This is a genomic window from Bacillus pumilus, from assembly GCF_009937765.1.
Taxonomy (GTDB): Bacteria; Bacillota; Bacilli; order Bacillales; family Bacillaceae; genus Bacillus; species Bacillus pumilus_O.
Map to the genome: position 1 here is coordinate 3,193,776 of NZ_CP047089.1, position 18,158 is coordinate 3,211,933.

Annotated in this window: 26 protein-coding genes; 6 read left to right on the forward strand and 20 right to left on the reverse strand. The window is 40.6% G+C overall.

The window, feature by feature from the left end; translation table 11 throughout:
- The first annotated feature begins 186 nt into the window (after positions 1–186).
- The gene (gene rpsT, locus GPS65_RS15865) at positions 187–453 is read left to right on the forward strand and encodes a 30S ribosomal protein S20 (RefSeq protein WP_003217506.1); all 267 of its coding nucleotides are present in this window, start codon (positions 187–189) and stop codon (positions 451–453) included.
- A 134-nt stretch (positions 454–587) separates the two neighbouring features.
- On the opposite strand, the gene holA is transcribed toward rpsT, so the two are convergent.
- On the reverse strand, positions 588–1,607 hold the full coding sequence (holA, locus tag GPS65_RS15870; protein ID WP_144481952.1) for a DNA polymerase III subunit delta: 1,020 nt from the start codon (positions 1,605–1,607) through the stop codon (positions 588–590).
- A 236-nt stretch (positions 1,608–1,843) separates the two neighbouring features.
- Here holA and GPS65_RS15875 point away from each other — a divergent pair, with 236 nt between their 5' ends.
- On the forward strand, positions 1,844–1,978 hold the full coding sequence (locus tag GPS65_RS15875) for a YqzM family protein (protein ID WP_012010638.1): 135 nt from the start codon (positions 1,844–1,846) through the stop codon (positions 1,976–1,978).
- Between the two features lie 39 nt (positions 1,979–2,017).
- On the opposite strand, the gene GPS65_RS15880 is transcribed toward GPS65_RS15875, so the two are convergent.
- The 3 genes from GPS65_RS15880 to GPS65_RS15890 form a co-directional block, all read right to left on the reverse strand.
- Positions 2,018–4,345 carry a DNA internalization-related competence protein ComEC/Rec2 gene (locus GPS65_RS15880; protein ID WP_119125143.1) on the reverse strand — a complete coding sequence of 776 codons (2,328 nt, stop codon included), beginning with the start codon at positions 4,343–4,345 and terminating at the stop codon, positions 2,018–2,020.
- A complete protein-coding gene (locus GPS65_RS15885) occupies positions 4,338–4,907 on the reverse strand; it encodes a ComE operon protein 2 (protein ID WP_012010640.1) in 570 nt (189 codons plus the stop codon). The genes GPS65_RS15880 and GPS65_RS15885 overlap by 8 nt, the downstream gene beginning before the upstream one ends.
- A gap of 65 nt (positions 4,908–4,972) precedes the next feature.
- Positions 4,973–5,602 carry a helix-hairpin-helix domain-containing protein gene (locus GPS65_RS15890; RefSeq protein ID WP_119125144.1) on the reverse strand — a complete coding sequence of 210 codons (630 nt, stop codon included), beginning with the start codon at positions 5,600–5,602 and terminating at the stop codon, positions 4,973–4,975.
- A 90-nt stretch (positions 5,603–5,692) separates the two neighbouring features.
- On the opposite strand from GPS65_RS15890, the gene comER reads away from it, so the two are divergent.
- On the forward strand, positions 5,693–6,541 hold the full coding sequence (gene comER, locus GPS65_RS15895; protein WP_144481953.1) for a late competence protein ComER: 849 nt from the start codon (positions 5,693–5,695) through the stop codon (positions 6,539–6,541).
- Positions 6,542–6,588: 47 nt separating this feature from the next.
- Here comER and GPS65_RS15900 read toward each other — a convergent pair whose 3' ends face one another.
- The 8 genes from GPS65_RS15900 to GPS65_RS15935 are packed head-to-tail and all read right to left on the reverse strand — an operon-like array spanning position 6,589 to position 11,606.
- Positions 6,589–7,332, reverse strand: coding sequence for a class I SAM-dependent DNA methyltransferase (locus GPS65_RS15900; RefSeq protein WP_144481954.1), 744 nt, complete (start codon positions 7,330–7,332; stop codon positions 6,589–6,591).
- On the reverse strand, positions 7,329–7,685 hold the full coding sequence (rsfS, locus tag GPS65_RS15905) for a ribosome silencing factor (protein WP_003217467.1): 357 nt from the start codon (positions 7,683–7,685) through the stop codon (positions 7,329–7,331). The genes GPS65_RS15900 and rsfS overlap by 4 nt, the downstream gene beginning before the upstream one ends.
- 12 nt (positions 7,686–7,697) lie before the next feature.
- On the reverse strand, positions 7,698–8,261 hold the full coding sequence (yqeK, locus tag GPS65_RS15910) for a bis(5'-nucleosyl)-tetraphosphatase (symmetrical) YqeK (protein WP_012010644.1): 564 nt from the start codon (positions 8,259–8,261) through the stop codon (positions 7,698–7,700).
- Positions 8,251–8,820 (reverse strand): nicotinate-nucleotide adenylyltransferase, encoded by a 570-nt coding sequence (locus tag GPS65_RS15915; protein ID WP_012010645.1) that lies wholly within the window; start codon positions 8,818–8,820, stop codon positions 8,251–8,253. Before GPS65_RS15915 ends, yqeK begins: the two co-directional genes overlap by 11 nt.
- A 13-nt stretch (positions 8,821–8,833) precedes the next feature.
- Entirely contained in the window at positions 8,834–9,124 is a 291-nt protein-coding gene (yhbY, locus tag GPS65_RS15920; protein WP_012010646.1) for a ribosome assembly RNA-binding protein YhbY, read from the reverse strand.
- On the reverse strand, positions 9,118–9,960 hold the full coding sequence (aroE, locus tag GPS65_RS15925) for a shikimate dehydrogenase (RefSeq protein ID WP_161985457.1): 843 nt from the start codon (positions 9,958–9,960) through the stop codon (positions 9,118–9,120). Before aroE ends, yhbY begins: the two co-directional genes overlap by 7 nt.
- 21 nt (positions 9,961–9,981) lie before the next feature.
- On the reverse strand, positions 9,982–11,082 hold the full coding sequence (gene yqeH / locus GPS65_RS15930; RefSeq protein ID WP_144455833.1) for a ribosome biogenesis GTPase YqeH: 1,101 nt from the start codon (positions 11,080–11,082) through the stop codon (positions 9,982–9,984).
- Positions 11,083–11,084: 2 nt separating this feature from the next.
- Complete coding sequence (locus GPS65_RS15935) at positions 11,085–11,606, reverse strand: YqeG family HAD IIIA-type phosphatase (RefSeq protein ID WP_034662006.1); 522 nt, start codon at positions 11,604–11,606, stop codon at positions 11,085–11,087.
- A 362-nt stretch (positions 11,607–11,968) separates the two neighbouring features.
- Here GPS65_RS15935 and GPS65_RS15940 point away from each other — a divergent pair, with 362 nt between their 5' ends.
- The gene (locus GPS65_RS15940) at positions 11,969–12,109 is read left to right on the forward strand and encodes a sporulation histidine kinase inhibitor Sda (protein ID WP_003217327.1); all 141 of its coding nucleotides are present in this window, start codon (positions 11,969–11,971) and stop codon (positions 12,107–12,109) included.
- 135 nt (positions 12,110–12,244) lie between these two features.
- On the opposite strand, the gene GPS65_RS19335 is transcribed toward GPS65_RS15940, so the two are convergent.
- From GPS65_RS19335 to GPS65_RS15955, 4 genes are all read right to left on the reverse strand, one after another.
- Positions 12,245–12,394, reverse strand: coding sequence for a hypothetical protein (locus tag GPS65_RS19335; RefSeq protein WP_180275482.1), 150 nt, complete (start codon positions 12,392–12,394; stop codon positions 12,245–12,247).
- Between the two features lie 78 nt (positions 12,395–12,472).
- Positions 12,473–13,201, reverse strand: a complete 729-nt coding sequence (locus tag GPS65_RS15945; RefSeq protein ID WP_238389108.1) for an SGNH/GDSL hydrolase family protein — start codon at positions 13,199–13,201, stop codon at positions 12,473–12,475.
- An 82-nt stretch (positions 13,202–13,283) separates the two neighbouring features.
- Entirely contained in the window at positions 13,284–14,024 is a 741-nt protein-coding gene (locus tag GPS65_RS15950) for a polysaccharide deacetylase family protein (RefSeq protein WP_144481956.1), read from the reverse strand.
- A gap of 174 nt (positions 14,025–14,198) precedes the next feature.
- Positions 14,199–15,320 carry a Rap family tetratricopeptide repeat protein gene (locus GPS65_RS15955; RefSeq protein WP_041815760.1) on the reverse strand — a complete coding sequence of 374 codons (1,122 nt, stop codon included), beginning with the start codon at positions 15,318–15,320 and terminating at the stop codon, positions 14,199–14,201.
- Between the two features lie 231 nt (positions 15,321–15,551).
- On the opposite strand from GPS65_RS15955, the gene sigK reads away from it, so the two are divergent.
- Positions 15,552–16,280 (forward strand): RNA polymerase sporulation sigma factor SigK, encoded by a 729-nt coding sequence (gene sigK / locus GPS65_RS15960; RefSeq protein WP_034738387.1) that lies wholly within the window; start codon positions 15,552–15,554, stop codon positions 16,278–16,280.
- A gap of 110 nt (positions 16,281–16,390) precedes the next feature.
- Here sigK and GPS65_RS15965 read toward each other — a convergent pair whose 3' ends face one another.
- From GPS65_RS15965 to GPS65_RS15975, 3 genes are read right to left on the reverse strand one after another with little or no spacing between them, the layout of a single operon-like run.
- Positions 16,391–16,681: a DUF3986 family protein gene (locus GPS65_RS15965; RefSeq protein WP_373370227.1), complete on the reverse strand. Its 291-nt coding sequence runs from the start codon at positions 16,679–16,681 to the stop codon at positions 16,391–16,393.
- Positions 16,682–16,696: 15 nt separating this feature from the next.
- The gene (locus GPS65_RS15970; RefSeq protein WP_144481957.1) at positions 16,697–17,113 is read right to left on the reverse strand and encodes a hypothetical protein; all 417 of its coding nucleotides are present in this window, start codon (positions 17,111–17,113) and stop codon (positions 16,697–16,699) included.
- 32 nt (positions 17,114–17,145) lie between these two features.
- Positions 17,146–17,571, reverse strand: coding sequence for an NUDIX hydrolase (locus tag GPS65_RS15975; RefSeq protein WP_144481958.1), 426 nt, complete (start codon positions 17,569–17,571; stop codon positions 17,146–17,148).
- A 152-nt stretch (positions 17,572–17,723) separates the two neighbouring features.
- Between GPS65_RS15975 and GPS65_RS19660 the strand changes: the two genes are divergently transcribed.
- Positions 17,724–17,855 carry a hypothetical protein gene (locus GPS65_RS19660; RefSeq protein WP_260859021.1) on the forward strand — a complete coding sequence of 44 codons (132 nt, stop codon included), beginning with the start codon at positions 17,724–17,726 and terminating at the stop codon, positions 17,853–17,855.
- A 13-nt stretch (positions 17,856–17,868) separates the two neighbouring features.
- Here the strand turns inward: GPS65_RS19660 and GPS65_RS15980 are convergent, their stop codons facing one another.
- Complete coding sequence (locus tag GPS65_RS15980; protein ID WP_144481959.1) at positions 17,869–18,093, reverse strand: hypothetical protein; 225 nt, start codon at positions 18,091–18,093, stop codon at positions 17,869–17,871.
- Positions 18,094–18,158: the final 65 nt, after the last annotated feature.

Below are 18,158 nucleotides of genomic sequence, written 5' to 3' on the forward strand. Positions count from 1 at the left end.
TCCACCAAGTAATTAACAGTAGTCTTTCCATCTCTTGAAAGAAACATTCGAGCGCTTCATCAATGAAAAATACTTTACATTTATATTGCAATCTAAAGGTGTGTTTGATAGAATACAACTTGTTCTATTGTGAAGATTTAACCTTAAGACAATTGTGTTTAGGTTGTATCTTAGGAGGTGAAACACATGCCAAATATTAAATCAGCGATCAAACGTACAAAAACGAATAACGAACGCCGTGCACACAACGTGACAATCAAGTCTGCGATGCGTACTGCGATTAAACAAGTTGAAGTTTCTGTAGCTAACAACGATGCTGAGCAAGCAAAAGCTGCTCTTTCTTCTGCTGCAAAACGCATTGACAAAGCCGTTAAAACTGGTCTTGTACACAAAAACGCAGCTGCACGTTACAAGTCAAGACTTGCTAAACAAGTAAACGGACTTTCTGCATAATGCTTGCAACGCCTCAGTAATGAGGCAATTGTTTAACTGTACGTCCGTCCTGACCGGCCCAGCCATTAGGACAGACTGGCAATTATACATCTAAACAAAAATGACCTTCTTTTTAGAAGGTCGTTTTTTTATGTTCAAGCGCCTAATAGGCGAAGCAGAAACAATTCTAGCAATAGCTGCTTGTCCTTTTTACCGGTTTTCATTTCATAATCGATCGTTGATAGCTCTTTGACAATCTGCTTGAGCTCTTCTTCTGAAAACAACCTTGCCTGATCCATAGCAAGTTTAACGCGGAATGGGTGGACTTTTAGATTTGAAGCAATTTGTTTTTGTCCATATCCTTGCTGAGCGAAATACTTCGTCTGCAAAATCAAACGAAATTGAGTAGATATGAGTGCCAATATTTTAATGGGTTCCTCATTTTGTTTCAGCAAGTCATAAAACATCTGCATGGCTTGAGAGCGGCGTCTGTTGACAATTTGGTTAATTAATTCAAAAATATTCTGCTCTAAACTTCTTGCAACGAGCTGATTGACATCCGCTAATTCAATTTCTTCTCGCTCTCCGATATATGTACTCAGCTTCCTGACCTCTTGAAACAACGTAGATAGACTTCCGCCACACAGCATGACAAGTTGCTCAGCCGCTTCAGAGAAAATCGACTTTCCTTCTGTTTTCACCAGTGTAATGGTGAAATCCGTTGTTTCTTTTGGGTTTAACTCTTTTGCCTCAACCATAGCCGCTTTCTTTTTTAGCAATTTAGTGATTTTCTTCCGTTCATCCAGCTTTTCATATGGTGCTAATAAGACAAGAATGGTATAAGGCGCCGGCTTTTCTAAATAAGCTTCTAACAGAGAAAGCTCATGCTCGATCTTCTCCTTTTTCTTTTCCGCTGTAAGAAAATAAGGGTTCTTGATCACAACGAGACGCCTTTCTCCCATGAACGGAAAGGTCTCTGCATCTGTCACAGCCTGTTCAAGCGGTACCTCTTCCATATCAAAAACGGAGTAATTAAAATCCTTTGTCTCCTCATCTACTACAGCTTGTCTTAATTTAGCTGCTGTTTCTTGCAGTAAATACGTTTCTTTTCCATATAAGCAATAAACGGGATGGATATCCCCTCTTTTTAAATTGTTCCAAACCTCAAAGACCATAAATTGAATCCCTCTCTTTCACTTCCTCCTCTATCCTAAAGTGTGTGAAGACATTAGTAAAGAGGAAGCTGAAAGTACCGCCTCCTCATTTATAGTAAACGTCTGGTGCAAGCTCCCGGGTCAGCTTACTTCAGACGATATTCATAAAATGATCATGAAAATGGAAAACGGTTACTTTACCTTCTAGCAATTCCAAATGAGTTCAAGTATACTAAAATTAGCCAGGAGGGATGAAAATGAATGAATTTGAAAAAAATGTTCAAAGCAAGCGGAATGATGTGACCGACTCAGCCGTTGGTTTTATCGTCACATTCGGATTTTTCGCCTCAATGTTTATTTTGGCAACTATTATACACCTCGTTGGATCTTAACTTCATGAATGCTACATGACTGCCTTTTTGGCAGTTTTTTTATTGATTTTGTAAGATATCATATGGAGGATGTGTGTAAAACGTTCCTTTCTGCTCAATAAATTCAAAGGTCACACTCCCGTCTCGGTCTGTGCGATATACCTTCGTTTGATGATCCTTTAGTTTTTTCAAGACGTCCTGATGAGGATGCTGATAACGATTCCGTTCACCAGCCGAAATGAGCGCGATCGACGGCTTCAGATGCTGAAGCCACTCATCACTTGTTGACCCTTTGCTCCCATGATGCCCAACCTTTAAGACATCTGCTCGCAGGTGAGGATAAGCTTCTATAATGTCTCGTTCTCCTTCATGTTCAAGATCTCCAGTGAATAGGAACCGTTTCCCGCCAAGAGTAAATGATAGAACAAGTGAATCATTGTTCTTACTTGTCACCATGTCTTGCGAAGGGTGAAGAACCTCAAATATGTGCTCTCCAACTTGGAGCTGGTCTCCTCTTTCTAATTCATCAATCATGATCCCTTTTTCAGCTGCTTCTTTTAGCAGTTTTTCATCCTCTGGATTTCGGGCAAAACCTTTTGGTATAGCCAGCCGCTTTACTTTATTTCGCTTGATTAAACGAATCGCTTCTCCCATGTGGTCTTGGTCTGCATGCGTGAGAATCAGCACATCAAGTTTCGCTATACCTTTTGAATGCAAAAACGGAATTAGCGTTTGATCACCGATCGTAGACACTTTACGCCTTTTTTTCCATGGTTCATCATCAAAAGAAAGTCTGCCACCTGTGTCCACAAGTAGATGTCCCTTTCGGTAAGGGAGCTGAATAAACAAACTATCCCCTTGTCCTACATCCAGCATCGTGACCTCTCCTTTTTGAAGAAAATTCGGGGTGAAATAGTGCACACTCAAGACACCAATAAGTAACAGAATCGGCACGATATAAGATTTCATGGAACTATTGCACTCCACCATAAATAACAGAAAAACAATGGCGCTCACTTCAAGAAGAATATGCCACCAAGTCGATTTCATAAAAATCAAATTGAACCCATCAAAAACTGCCATATGTGCTGACAACTGATGACCTAGCTGGATGACCGAATCAAGCAGTTGGAACAACATTTGTCCAAGCGGAAGATAAATGATAGACAAAAGAAAAAAGAGTAAGGACAGAGGCAGGACAACTGTTGTATAAAAAGGGACAAATATCATATTCAATGGGATGCTCAGTAAAGAAAATTGCTGAAAATGATATAAAAGAACAGGGAGCGAAGCAAGCTGCGCAACAAATGAGATCAAGAACAACTGCATCACTGCACTTTTCGCTTTTGATAAGATACCGGTTGATAACAAAATAAAAAACGTTACCACGAATGAAAGCTGAAATCCGATATCAAATAGATATAGAGGATGAATCGCTAATAAGAATAAAAACGTTGCGCTTAATACGACAGCAGAAGGCTGTTTCATTTCTTTTGGCAAACTTGTCATCACTAAATAGATTCCTGCCATGAGGCAAGCTCTTAAAACTGATGGTGCAGCACCTGTCAAACAAGCATAAACAGGGAGAAAGCACATTAGAAGAATACGCGCTGTCTCTCTTGTCACACCGGCACGAAGGAGACACCAAAATAAACAAGCAAGAAGCGTTTGCACATGCAGTCCTGAGATCGCTAACAGATGAATAATGCCGAGCATTTGATAGTCTCTTAGCGTGTCAGGATCAATTAAGTCACGCTCTCCAAAAATGAGAGCCTGTACAATCCCTACAGAGTTTTTCGGCACATGATCTTCTAAGAATCTTAAACCCTTTTGCCTCATCTTTTGAAGATAATACGAAGGACGTTCATTTTTTGTACAGCCTTTGATTGACTGTGGTAAGAAAATAGCGTGAATGCCTTTTGATTTTAGAAATTGATCATAATGAAACCCGTTAGGAATGGTTGCGTGTTTAGGCGGCCGAACTTCACCTGTCATATGACAGCTCATACCTGGCTCTACGTCTTTTAGCGCCTCTTTTTCACGCTCTGTTTGAATGGTATAGAAAGCCGCTAGTCGTTCATCTTCTGTTGACACAGTTGCTGAAAATCGATTGCCATCTGTTTTCGGAATACTTTCAATCACAACGGAGCCGGAAAAGAATTTTTCTTGAACAGGTTGATCTGTTTCAAAAAACTCATGAACCATAAAAATAAGGGTATAGACAGCTCCACATAGGCTGACCACGAGAAAGAGTTTGGGGATTTTTTTTAGTAGGCTGAGAAGTAAGATAATGAGAAGAAAGAGAAGGAAATACATATGAAGATGATATGCAGCTAGAGCAATTCCAACAGCTGCTGAAATTGCCCCAAACGGCAAATAATTAAACATAGGACGTAAATAATTGGTTCGCCTTCTCGTGCATATCGCGAATTTCTTTTTCATTAAGTCCTGATTCACTTAGCTTACCAATTAAATCTGCAACAAAGGCTAATTTTTCTTGATTTTTCAAGTCGATGATCATTTCATCGAGTTCGACTTGTTCCGTTTGAACACCTGCCTGCTCAAATAAATCAATGGCGTAGGGGTGATTTTTATAATCCTTTGCATAGTATACGGTTCGAATGCCTGCTTGGATAATAGCTTTACAGCACTGCAAACAAGGAAAATGCGTGACATATATTTCAGCATCGGCTGTAGGTGCACCAAATTTGGCACATTGTAAAATAGCGTTCATTTCCGCATGGATGGTGCGAACGCAGTGATGATCAATGACATAGCATCCCACATCTGCACAATGGACATCACCAGCAATTGAGCCATTATATCCCCCTGCAATGATACGCTTGTCTCTGACGATGGTCGCCCCAACAGCTAACCGCTCACAGGTGCTTCGTAAAGCAAGTAAATGGCTTTGTGCCATAAAATATTGATTCCATGAAATTCTTTCCACGAGCTGATCCCTCCAGAATGATGGTTGGTATTAAGTGTACATGCCTTCCTTCTATACCGTCAATTCTACTTAACGGTCAATTCATTTTTCAGCCGTTCAATGGTCTTCTCCCCAAAACCTGAAATGTTCCGTAAATCTTCAATTTGTTGAAATTCTCCGTGTTCCTCTCTGTACGTAATGATGGCTTCTGCTTTAGCTGGCCCTATTCCATTAATGGTTTGCAATTCTGCTGCATCAGCCTGGTTCACGTTGACACTTTGACTCTTTTCATTACCTGATGGAGCGTCTGCACCTGCTGTTTGCGTCTGCCTCTCTGCTTCTCCCTGCTTCCGGACATAAATCATCATACTATCTTCTAATTTTGCTGCTTGATTAATTTCAATTGTGTCTGCTTTACTAGTAAAACCTCCTGCTCTTCGAATCGCTTCTTCTACACGTGCATCAGATTGAAACGTATAAACACCCGGCTTTTTCACAGCTCCTTTGACCTCCACAAAAATGGAGGATGAGTCATTATCGGGCTTTTCTGTTTTGTCTTCTAATGTGACATGTTTGTCTTGATCGCCCTTCAATACACTTGGCTCTCTGGTGCTCCCCTTATTTCCTGCCAAAAGGAAGAAAGTGATGATGATCGCGCTTATAAGCCCAGCACCGATATAAAGACTGTATTTTCTCAATGGAATGAGTCGCTTCACGTGTTCACGCTTCTTTCAATCATATTTTTCTATTGCACAACATACTGTTTAGAAGATAACAGATCCTATGCGCCTAAGGAGGGAGAACGTTTGAATATCGGGATAATCGGTACAGGAAACATGGGTACCATACTTACTGAGGCATTTATTGAATCAAAGGCAGTCAATCCCTCATCCATCACCATCACAAACCGGACCATAGAAAAAGCGTTCAATATAAAAAAGAACCACCCAGAGCTTGAAGTTACGAAACAGCTTACAGGAGCTGTCATGAATAAGGATTTCATTTTTGTTTGTGTCAAGCCGCTTGATATTTATCCCCTTTTAAAAGAGCTGAGCCCTCTTTTAACAGAGCAACAAACCATTGTCATCATTACAAGCCCGGTTCATCCTGAACAGCTTCAGGAGATCGTTTCTTGTCAAACAGCCAGGCTGATTCCAAGCATTACGAACCGCGCTTTATCAGGTGCGTCACTTTTAACATTCGGATCGTCATGCAGTGTCACGACGAAAACAGCGTTAAGACAATTAGCTTCCTGCATTTCAACACCTATTGAAATTCATCATTCGATTACAAGAGCGGCGTCAGATATCGTCAGCTGCGGTCCTGCCTTTATCAGCTTCCTCGTTCAGGAAATGATTGAAGCAGCCGTCGAAGAAACAGATATTTCTAAAGAAGAAGCCACCACCTTATCAGAAGATATGCTAGTAGGGCTTGGCCGTTTAATTGAAAAAAGACTGTATACTCTTCCGACACTGCAAGACAAAGTCTGTGTAAAAGGCGGCGTCACGGGTGAAGGGATTAAAGCACTTGAAGCAGGTGTTCAAGATATGTTTCATCGCCTCTTTCAAAACACCCATGAAAAATTTGATGAAGATCTTGAAGCGGTTGCGCAACAATACCCGCCAAGTGTGTTTACTGATGATCGCAGAAATTAATCCACTCTGCAACAAGCGAAAAAAGGGTTTTAAAAAACCATCGTCCATTAAACGATGGTTTTTGGTTTCTTAGCTGAAATGAAATATCTTTCGGCGAATTCCCCGGGCGCTTCATTTGTAAAATCAGCGGTCACTGCTATTTGTTCAAAGCCAGCGGACGCAAGGAACGCCGCATAGGTCTCAAATGGAAATGTACGCTGTTCATGTGTCTCATCATAACGCTGATACACATCTCCGTCCTTTACAAAAAAGCTTAAATCGTGAATGACTGAATACATGTCATCCCCTTTATCACTCTGCCAAATATAGCTGATCTCTTCATCTTGATCGGCATAAGTCGAACCTGGGAATATCTCTTCCATTTTATAAGGAGTATGAACATCAAAGAGTAAAACGCCATCTGCCTCTAAAAGCTGAAACATGTTTTTAAAGGTTTTTTTGACGTCATTTTCGTTTTTTAAGTAATTCAAGGAATCACAGCATATAACCGCTGCTTGAAAGACTTGCTCAAAACCCGTCAGCTCTCTCATATCTTGATGTAAAAATTGAATGGACTGCTTTTTCGCCTGTGCTTTTTGCTGCGCGAAAGCCAGCATTTCTTCACTGAGGTCAATTCCTGTGACTGCGTGACCTTTTTCAGCTAACCGAAGAGAAATCTCTCCAGTTCCACAGCCAACATCAATAATAGCAGCATTCGGTTTGACATTCTGCTGGATCCACTGAACCCATTCATCATAAGGTGCATGTGTCATGAGCTCGTCATACACACCTGCAAACCCTTGATAAATCATGAGTTAATGCCAAGTGAAAGCGTTTCTCTCGGCGCATCTCCCCATAGCTTCTCTAGGTTATAGTATCCTCTTTCTTCTTTGTGGAACACGTGAGCAATGACATCACCAAGATCAATCAATACCCATCTTGCTTCATCAAAGCCCTCCATCTTCTTCACTTCAATTCCACTTTCCTCTGCAAGATGTTTTACTTCTCTTGCTATGGCCTGCACTTGTTTATCAGAGTTCCCGTGACAAATGAGAAAATAATCGGCAACAAGTGAGATCCCTTGCATATTAAGGGCAATAATATCCTCAGCCCGTTTATCATCGCATGCTCCTGCTGCGACGTTTAAAATTGATGATGAATCCATCCAAATTCCTCCTTAATTGTTCTTATGCACAAGTGAGTTGTAAGTTGCGAGCGTATCTGGAAAGACTGGCTGATTCTTTTTCAGCAAAAAGCTGATCGTGTTTTTCAGTGACTGAATCAATGCGCTATCCAAATCTTGCTCTGCTAACTCTCTTACTTCTTCAACACCAGGAAAATGACGTCCTGGTTCGATATAATCAGCAACATAAATGACCTTTTCAAGTAATGTCATGTTTGGTCTGCCTGATGTATGAAATTCAATAGCCGTTAAAATGTCTTGGTCGTTAATAGCTGCTTCCTTTTTAACCAAATAGGCACCGACCGGGGCATGCCAAAGCTCGGGCGAATATTCCAGCAATAGAGGGTTCATCTGTTCCTGCTGGATAATCCCCTTCATCTCATCCTTTGGTCTAAATTTCGCATAATCATGAAAAATAGCGGCGATCTCTGCTTTTTTCACATCTGCACCGAAACGTTCCGCTAATGAAATGGCTGTCTCCATAACTCCAAGTGTATGTGTATATCTATGCTCTGTTAACTGCTCTTTGACACAGTTCAATGCTTCTTCACGATTCATATAAGTGATGCTCCTTTATATAACGCTCAACAGCTTTCGGTAACAAATAATCGACAGGTTTTTCCTGCATGATTCGCTGCCTAATCAATGTCGATGATACATCAAAAGCTGGAACATCTGCAAACAAAAGAGAATATGTCGTACTTCCGGTATATCCCGGTCTTTTCATCCCAATAAAAGTAATCATCTGAAGCAAATCATCAATCCGATGCCATTTTGGCAAATATTCGACCATGTCCGCTCCAATCATAAAAAAGAACTCATCTTCAGGATGACGCTTCTTCAAAAGCTCCACCGTATCTACTGTATAAGATGGACCCTCCCGCTCCATTTCAATGAGCTCCAGCCGAAAATGTGGATTTGACTCAATCGCCGCTTCCACCATTTTCACCCGGTGACGACTATCTGCTCGCTTCCGGTCTGTTTTATGAGGGGGCTTGTGATTAGGAATAAACCAAATTTCATCAAGCCCTACTTGAAAACGCACCTCATTTGCCATCAGCAAATGCCCATTATGAGGAGGATCAAATGTACCGCCGAACAATCCTATTTTTTTCATATCATATCCACCTTTACGGCAGCTTAATTTGTTTGTTTTCCTTCGATTCTTTATAAAGGACAATCACATTTCCGATCGTTTGAACAAGTTCAGCTTTTGTACCTTTGACAAGTGCTTTCGCAACTTCCGTTTTGTCCTCGTCGCAGTTTTGTAATATGCTGACCTTTAATAATTCTCTTACTTCAAGCGCCTCGGAAATCTGCTTGGTCATATTGTCATTTACCCCGCCTTTTCCTACTTGAAAAATAGGTGATAAATGATGTGCTTTTGCACGCAAAAAACGTTTTTGTTTCCCTTTTAACATGGTGTTCCTCCTAATTTCTGTATGACAATTGACTTCATTTTTCTTACGTCAGGCGTGATGCCTGTCCACAGTTCAAAGGCTCTAGCTGCTTGTCCAACAAACATGCCGACACCATCTACTGTTTTTAAACCTAACCCGGCTGCTTCTCTGAGCAGCTTTGTTTCTATTGGATTATACACAATATCACAAACAACCGCTGTTTTTTTTGCGTTTGCTAAAGAAATCGGGGTTTCTTCAACATTTGGGTGCATACCAATTGAGGTCGTATGGATGATGACATCATATTCCCCAAGCTGCTCTTCCGCCGTCTTTAATGTAATGGCACTAGAAGTGATGTTCCCATCTGCACTTTTAATTAAAGCCTCAGCTTTTTCAATGGTGCGGTTGGTGATATCAAAGCTTTTCGGTGCATAGTCAGCGATTGTCGTATAAATGGCTCTTGCCGCTCCTCCAGCACCAATTAAGAGAAATGAAAGCTCTGTTAATGGCTGATCCAAGGCTTCGAGCAGTGAATGAAGAAAGCCCTCTCCATCTGTGTTGTACCCAACGAGTTGACCTTCTTCAAGCCGCACCGTATTGACGGCACGCAGGCGTTCAGCTGTGACATCAATTTTGTCCAGATACTGCATGATGTCTACCTTGTGCGGAACAGTGACGTTAAAGCCGCTGATTCCTAAGGCTTTCATACCGTTAATCGCATCTTTCAGGTCATTATTTTCTACTTGAAAGCCGTGATAATGTCCATCAATTCCAGCATCCTTTAATGCTGCATTATGAATATCCGGAGACATTGAATGGCCAACAGGGTTACCGATTACTCCGTATAATGGTTTCAAAGTCTCTCCCCCTCTGAACAATTAAATTAACGAACGTCTCAAAAACACATGCACGCCTTTTGGCGCATAGACTTTGATTTGCTTACCTGCATCATTTGCCGTGATCCATCCTAAGCCTGAGAAAACGATATCCATTTTCGGCTGATCTATGGTAAAGGTATGCGGAACGAGTGGTGGAAAATCTTCCATCCCCTCTTTTGATGGCGGTGATAGCAATTCCCCTGCATGTTTTTCATATAAATCATCTGCGTTTTCTAACTTTGTTCTGTGTATGTTCAGCTCATTTGGCATATAGCAGACAAATGATGTTCTGCCGCCTTTTACATAATCAAATCGAGCAAGCCCGCCAAAATAAAGCGTTTGTGCTTCGTTTAATTGGAACGTTCTCGGTTTTAATTCTTTTTTCGGCGTTAAGATCTTCAAGTCATTTTTGCTGACATAGTGCGCCATCTGATGACGGTTGATAATGCCCGGTGTATCAAATAGAGCAGATCCGTCATCAAGCGGAATCTCAATGGCATCAAGTGTTGTACCTGGATACTGGGATGTGGTGATCACGTTCTCTTCGCCAGATACTTCTTTGATGATTCGATTGATAAATGTGGATTTCCCAACATTCGTACAGCCGACGACATAGACATTTCTTCCTTCGCGGTAATGATCGATCGCTTCCATCACCTCAGGTACGCCTTGACCTCTGCTTGCACTGATTAAGAACACATCGATCGGGTTCAATCCGTTTTCTTTCGCTTCCCGTTTCATCCAATGAACCAAACGATCTTTTTTCACGGATTTCGGTAAAATATCTACTTTGTTGCCGACAAGTAAAATCGGGTTACCACCGACAATACGACTCAGCCCATTAATCCAGCTTCCGTTAAAGTCAAAAATATCAACGACCTTGACAATCAGAGAATCTGTCTCTCCGATGCTGTGCAATATATTTAAAAAGTCGTCTTCTGTTAAAGAAACATCTTGTATTTCATTGTAGTTCTTTAACCTAAAACAGCGCTGACAGATTACATCTTCTTTCAATAGAGATGCTGCCGGCGCATATCCTAATTGATCTTTATCTTCCGTCTGAATGGCTACACCGCAGCCAATACAAACAACCTTTTCCATTATTACTCTTCCTCCCACTGAATGTGGCCCTTACGCTTTAAGGCTCCTAAAATTCTGCGTTCAATCTGCCTGTTAAACTTAGTGAAAAATCCGTCTGAAGCAGCAACAGGGACAACCAAAATTGTATGGAAGCCGTGACGGTTCCCGCCTAGAACATCGGTCATGAGCTGATCCCCAATCACCACCACATCTTCTTTTTTCAATTGCATATCGGAGACAGCCTTATTAAAAGCTCTTCCCATCGGTTTTTTCGCTTTATAAATAAACGGGATATGAACTGGTTCAGAAAAAAGCTTGACCCTTTTTTCATTATTGTTCGATACAATCGTCACTTGTATCCCGTGATCCTTCATTTCTTGAAACCATTCAATTAAGCGGGGCGTCGCACTTGGACGATCCCATTCTACTAGTGTGTTATCTAAATCGGTAATAATTCCTTTTACATTTCGTTCTTTTAGTTTTTGCGGTGAAATGTGGAAAATGCTTTTCACAAATTCATCCGGTAAGAAATACTTCTTTAGCACAATTTGCACCCTTTCTTTCATTGGTTTTTCAGCGATTGTGTCGAATCAAATCACAATTTGTCTGTCTATCGAATACATTGAAAAAGTTTTCGACATATGATGAGGACCTTCAACAGGTGTGGATAATTTTACACACATTATCCACCTATATTTCATCACGCTTTCATTCAATTATAAACACTCTACCCACAAGTTATCCACTTCACCATGTGGATAACAGAACGATTGTTCTTGTTTCCCATTCATGGTAGATTAAAGGTACTTCAGAGACATTCGATCAACCTATGATGATATGTCTTTTCCTCAAGTTTTATGCCAACTTTTTCAGGGGAGGTGTTTTTCCCATCATATGGGTTTCTAGTATGAAAAAGCTGTCAGATGATTTACTTATAGAATCGTACTATAAAGCAAATGAAATGAACTTAAATCGCGACTTCATTGAATTAATTGAGACAGAAATGAAAAGACGTTCGCTCGGGCACATGCTCTCTGTTTCCTCTTAATTCCATATCACAGGAACCATGCCTCCCGAGCACTCTCCTTTTTTAAACTCAGGTGACTGATATTATATCACTTGCGCTATAGGCTTACTACTATTTTCCGTAAAAAACACCCCTTCTCAACAAAGAAGAGGTGTCTTATTTGCAAGACTGTTCATTCCAAAACCATAACCCTCCGCCTACGACCAAAATGACCACAAGGAACACAACAAGAAAAGCGTAACCGATTCCTGCTCCTTGAGCTGGATAAGGTGAACACGCAGGGTAAGGATAAGGGCATCCCCACATATCAGTTACCTCCTTCTAGGAAGATATACTATTAGACTATGCTGAATGGATGGTCTTGTTTAGGCAGATGGCCATCATTTAAAAATGTTTAATGACATCACGTTCTTTGATTTCGTTATAAATAATTCTTGCCCCTTTTGGCGTCATATGATTGCCAGAAGGGTCGATCAAACCTGACTGAATCAGCGCATTATCACTATCTTCACCAGCTTCTCGGATGAACGCTTTCCAGTTGTCGACAAGCGGTACTTGCTGATCCTTGGCTATTTCTCTCGTGATGTCATTATAGGAATTTTGCCAAGCTCTTGCCCCGCCTCTCTCAGCAAAATAAGATGACTTATACCTAGAGTAATAATACAAGCCCTTTTTTCCGCCTTCTACAACAGGTACACAGGTCATGAGAATCGGGGTAATGCCTGCTTTTCTACTCTCAGAAATGAAGTAGGTTATGTTTTCTTTAAATCTTTTTTTCGTCACTCGGGGATGTTTCCCGTCTAAAATCGCCGCATCATTCGTCCCGAACATGATGAGGACGTAAGTTGGTTTCTGCTTTAAAATATCCTGCTCAAAGCGCAGCTTCGCATCTTCAGTCGTCTGCCCGCCAATTCCTGCGTTCTTCACTTGAATTTGACCGCGCTCGACGTTTTTCATGAGATTCACCCATTTTTCAGATGTTGGATAATCTCGAAAGTCCCAGTTTGATCCCTTTGTATTGCTGTCACCAAATGCAATGACACTTTCTTGTTCTGGTTTTGAGCACCCAGCAGCGACACAAATCAGGATGAAAAGGACAACATATTTCTTCACTACATTCACCTCCAAAAGCCCTCTTCATATAGTAAACGACAAGACTTTTGGTTTCAATGAATGACTGTTTTTGACGAAATTTCTATTGCAGTTGAACAGGTACATAGGCATTGTCATGATGCAGTAGTTCGCTCACTTTGACAAATTCATAGCCTCGATCCTTTAATTCAGGTATCACTTGTTTCATAGCTTCGACCGTCTGCTTTCGGTTCCCCCCGCCATCATGCAAAAGAATAATATCGCCGCCTTGAATATGATCAATAATCCGGCTCGCAATTTTGTGTGCGCCTGGTCTTGACCAGTCCTTCGGATCTTGCGTAAAGGACCACATGACCACATCATATCCTTGTTTTGACAAAATGCGGAAAGATTTCATCGTCAAGCGGCCACCAGGAGGACGAAATAACAAGGGTCCGCCAGGCTGAAGTGAAGCGATATGAGCCGCTGATTCTTTTAGCTCCTGCTTGATCTCCTTTGATGATAACAGGTCAAAATACGTATGATTCATCGTGTGGTTGCCAAGTTCATTTCCCTCGCCTACGATTCGTTTCGCAATCTCTGGATATGTATGAATCCGGCTGCCTATAGCAAAAAAGCTGGCATTCACTTGATGTTCCTTCAGCACGTCTAAAACTTGATTTGTGTAAACTGGATGAGGTCCATCATCAAAGGTCAGTGCAATCTTTTTTCGTTCCTGCCTCATGTCCCAAAAAGCTCGTCCTGTTTTTTCTAGGTCGATTCTTTTTAATGTTCGAGCTTCTATTTTATTAGGAACAAACGTGCATAGCAGTAATATACACAGCAAGACATGCAACCCTCTCATTTGACCGCCTCCACAGAACATTCTTACAGATTAAATTGCCCGCTTTTTGATGATTCATTCAGCATTCATGGTCACGTTCTGCATCTCTAACTTCTCTCTTACATAAAAAAAGCCGGCCATCAGGCCCGCTTTTTGTTTCACGTTTGGTTTCTCTCTTCAACTGTCGAACGTTGCTTAGAATTCATACAGACACTCTCCTTCTTGGATTTGATTTTGAGCCCATAATAATTTCTGATAATACTGGTTGGACTTCTGGTATTGTTGAGAGGCTTCTAAGGCTGTCGCAATTTCTAGTGAGATATCCTCTATATAAGAGTATAGGCTAAGTTTTTCCAAATAATCAATGGTTTTTTGCAGTTGTTCTTCATTCATTTCTTGAACATATAAAGCATCTAGATACTCAAACATATGACAGAACAGCTGGTCTTCATGCTTCTTTGCAGCTAATTTTCCATCTTCTAATATGCGGCATGCTGCTACTTGTTCATTTTGTCTAAAAAGTAGTTTTGCCAGCGTATAGAGCGTATGTGGAAGCGTGGGAAGTTGCTCTTTACAGGCAATTTCTGCTGATTCTGTTAAATAGCGTTCTGCTTCCTCAAGGTAGCCCAGTTCCCCATAACATTTCCCTAAATTATAAAGCGCTGAACTGTATATCCGCGGGTGATCGATTTGTGATGCGAGCTGTTTTGCCTTTTTTAAATGAGGCAGTGCCCGGTCTTTTCGTTTTAAATCTTGATAGTTTCCTGAGATCACAAACAGGCACTGAATGATGCGAATTGAATAAGCATCATGCTGATCGTATATTTCCAGCGCCTTTAAAATATGATGCATCGAGACATGCGTTTGCTTCATAATATAGTAGGCTTCTGCTACTTTAAAATGAAACTCAGCCTGCTCAATATCATCAAATACCATGGACAGCTGTTTTTCTGCCACTCGGTAATATTTGACGGCTTCTAAATATTCTTTTTGACTAAACTCATGCATGCCACGAAAAAATGCATGGTAATAATGCAGCATATCAGATAACTCATGATTGGAGTTTTCGATTTTATCGACAAGATTAGATACTGAGAAAGGTTGATATTTTGAAGGGTGTATATAGTCAAGCATGATCTGGTGCCGAAAACACATGAGCTGATAATAAATCAGTAAATGCTGGTCCTCTTCCATCCGTTCAATTTCCGCTTCTACTTCTGCTTTCAGGATTTCCGCATCTGGAACACTGAACTGCCGTATCATTCGATACCATTCATTAATTTTCATACCTACATGTGAAGAAAGAACCTTCCCCATGTTCCGAAAAAACCCCTTCCTTTTCGGTCTAATATTACATATTTTAGCACGCTTCTTGACCGCCAAGCACCGCAAAGAAACCGCAAACATATGAAAAGGGCAGCAAAAACAGACGAACTGAAGCCCGTTTTTTTCGAAAAAGATGATTTTTTCATCGTACAGACACAGACAATCCCCCCTTCACATACATTTGAGGATATAGGCAGTGGCCTAAACATGGTGGAGGTGAAAATCGTGGCAGGAGTATTTACAGCGATGGGATTGATGGTCAAAGAATTGGTGTTCTTAGTGTCCTATGTCAAAAACAATGCCTTTCCACAGCCCCTTTCGGGAGATGATGAAAAAAAATACTTAGCCCTTATGGCACAGGGCGATGAACACGCGAGAAATATGCTGATTGAACATAACCTTCGGCTCGTCGCCCATATTGTCAAGAAATTTGAAAATACCGGGGAAGACGCAGAAGACCTCATCTCCATCGGGACGATCGGACTCATTAAAGCCATCGAAAGCTATTCCTCTGGAAAAGGAACAAAGCTGGCAACGTATGCTGCGCGGTGTATTGAAAATGAAATCCTGATGCATTTACGCGCACTCAAAAAGACAAAAAAAGATGTTTCCTTGCATGACCCCATTGGTCAGGATAAAGAAGGCAACGAAATTTCATTAATTGATGTCTTAAAATCCGAAAATGAAGATGTGATTGATACGATTCAGCTCAACATGGAGCTTGAAAAAGTAAAGGAGTATATTGACATTCTCGACGGCCGGGAAAAAGAAGTGATCGTCGGCCGGTTCGGTCTTGATTTAAAGAAAGAAAAAACGCAGCGGGAAATAGCCAAGGAGCTCGGGATATCGCGGAGCTATGTGTCACGTATTGAGAAGCGAGCGCTGATGAAGATGTTTCATGAGTTTTACCGGGCGGAGAAGGAGAAACGGAAGCGGGAGAAGGGGAAGTGAAAATAATTCCTTCCAACTACTAATAAAAAACAGACCTTGTTGGGTCTGTTTTTTTGAACATCACAATAGAGCTGACATACACAAAAAACTATTTCATGTTTTATCCTCATTTATTTCACTATGTTATTTTCTTTTAAGAAACGCTTAAAATGCTTATGACCTTCCTCCTCAATTAAATCATTTTCAATCAAATAATCTCCAATCAATAGCCCGAGATCATCCCACTTCTCATATTCCTTCAAAAGTGTTAACCCATAACTTTTATGATCAAAAAACAATAACCATCTTCCTGTCTCTAAACTCTTAAAAAACACGCCTTCATAATCAAAACCATGTTCATAATACCCTACATGTAAATGCATAGTATCGTCTATTCTATGTAATTTTTCTTCTGTACTCAACTTCATCTTGCGCTCCTAACTTTTCATATCCTTCTGAAAATCAATATCCCTCAACTCAACCCATTCAACAAGGTCAGGAACTGTTTTTGTCGTCAAAAAATGGTAAACGATTTGATACGCTTTATAACGATCGACATAGCTGCACGACGGCACATACAATGGGGCTCCTGCGACAAAATGCTCGATCGTTTCAATTTTTTCTCCCTTTTTAAAAGGGACCAAAAAATTTGGATATCTCATGATCAAGAACCCATACGGTTCCGTATAAAAGAAAACTAGACTTTCACTTTCCCAATCTTCCTCTATCTCAATGGAAGATTCTCCGTTACCTTGTGTCCAATACTCTTCACCCTCCTGAAAGAAAATCCTTTTCATGAATTCTTCTCCCGGATTTTCTACTGGAGCTCCTGTGGGGCCGTAATATAAAAACATCAATATCGCTCCTTCATGCCTATATCAACTTGTTAACCAACAGTTCTATTTCCTTCAAATTGATAAAAAGCTTGTGGTTCTTCGTTTAATTTTAGCAAGTGATATAGCTTGGGGTTTAGCTTTTGAAAGTTTTGCTTGCTGACCCATTTTACTTCTTCAATATCATGATCCGGATCGAGAATACTCATTTGTCCTCCGGTGATTTCAGCAAAAAAGGTAATCATCAGTGCATGATGCTTTTTGTCTTGAAAGTATGCTTCTCGAACCGAATGAAGTTCCTTTACTTTGCAAACAAACCCTGTCTCTTCTTTCACCTCGCGGATCACGGCTTGATGCAGGTGTTCTCCTTTTTCTACAGCACCACCTGGAAGTTCCCAATATCCCTTTATGTTTTTAACCATTAAAATATTTTCTGCTTCATCATTCATAATCGCTGATACTACGTTTACTCGTTTCAAATGAATCCCCCTCAATCATTCTCTTTTTACATCAATTGTCGAATATATAGCACGAACAGTTCATTTCAATACATTCATTATACGGTATCCTTGATACAAGATACTGGATAAGGAAGCAAAACAGCATTTGTGAGCAGATTGGAGGCTACAGCATGTGGATTATCATCATTTTACTGATTGTCCTCATTGGGTTTACTGGGAATATCGTTTCTTTATTAAGACAAATGAAAGAATCAAATGAGAAAATCATAAAACTGTTAGAACATCAAAAACCGAAAAAATAAAAACCTCATTCTTTTAGAGAGAGGTTTTTAAGAGTAAGAAAGTATTCTTATCGTTTTCATGAAACAACATATATCTGATTCGACGAATATAATGCAGCGCAATATGAACGAGACATAAAATAAGCCCGATCATCGCAAGAATATAGATGGGCAGCATCAAACCAGGTGCGTAGTTCACGATAAAACCTAAACAAAACGCTGTCAGCATATAGAGGCTGATCAACCTCATCAATACCATCCGAAGCCCTCCCTTTATACACTCACTTTAACATATTTTACCTCCCCTGTCATAATTGGCTTTAA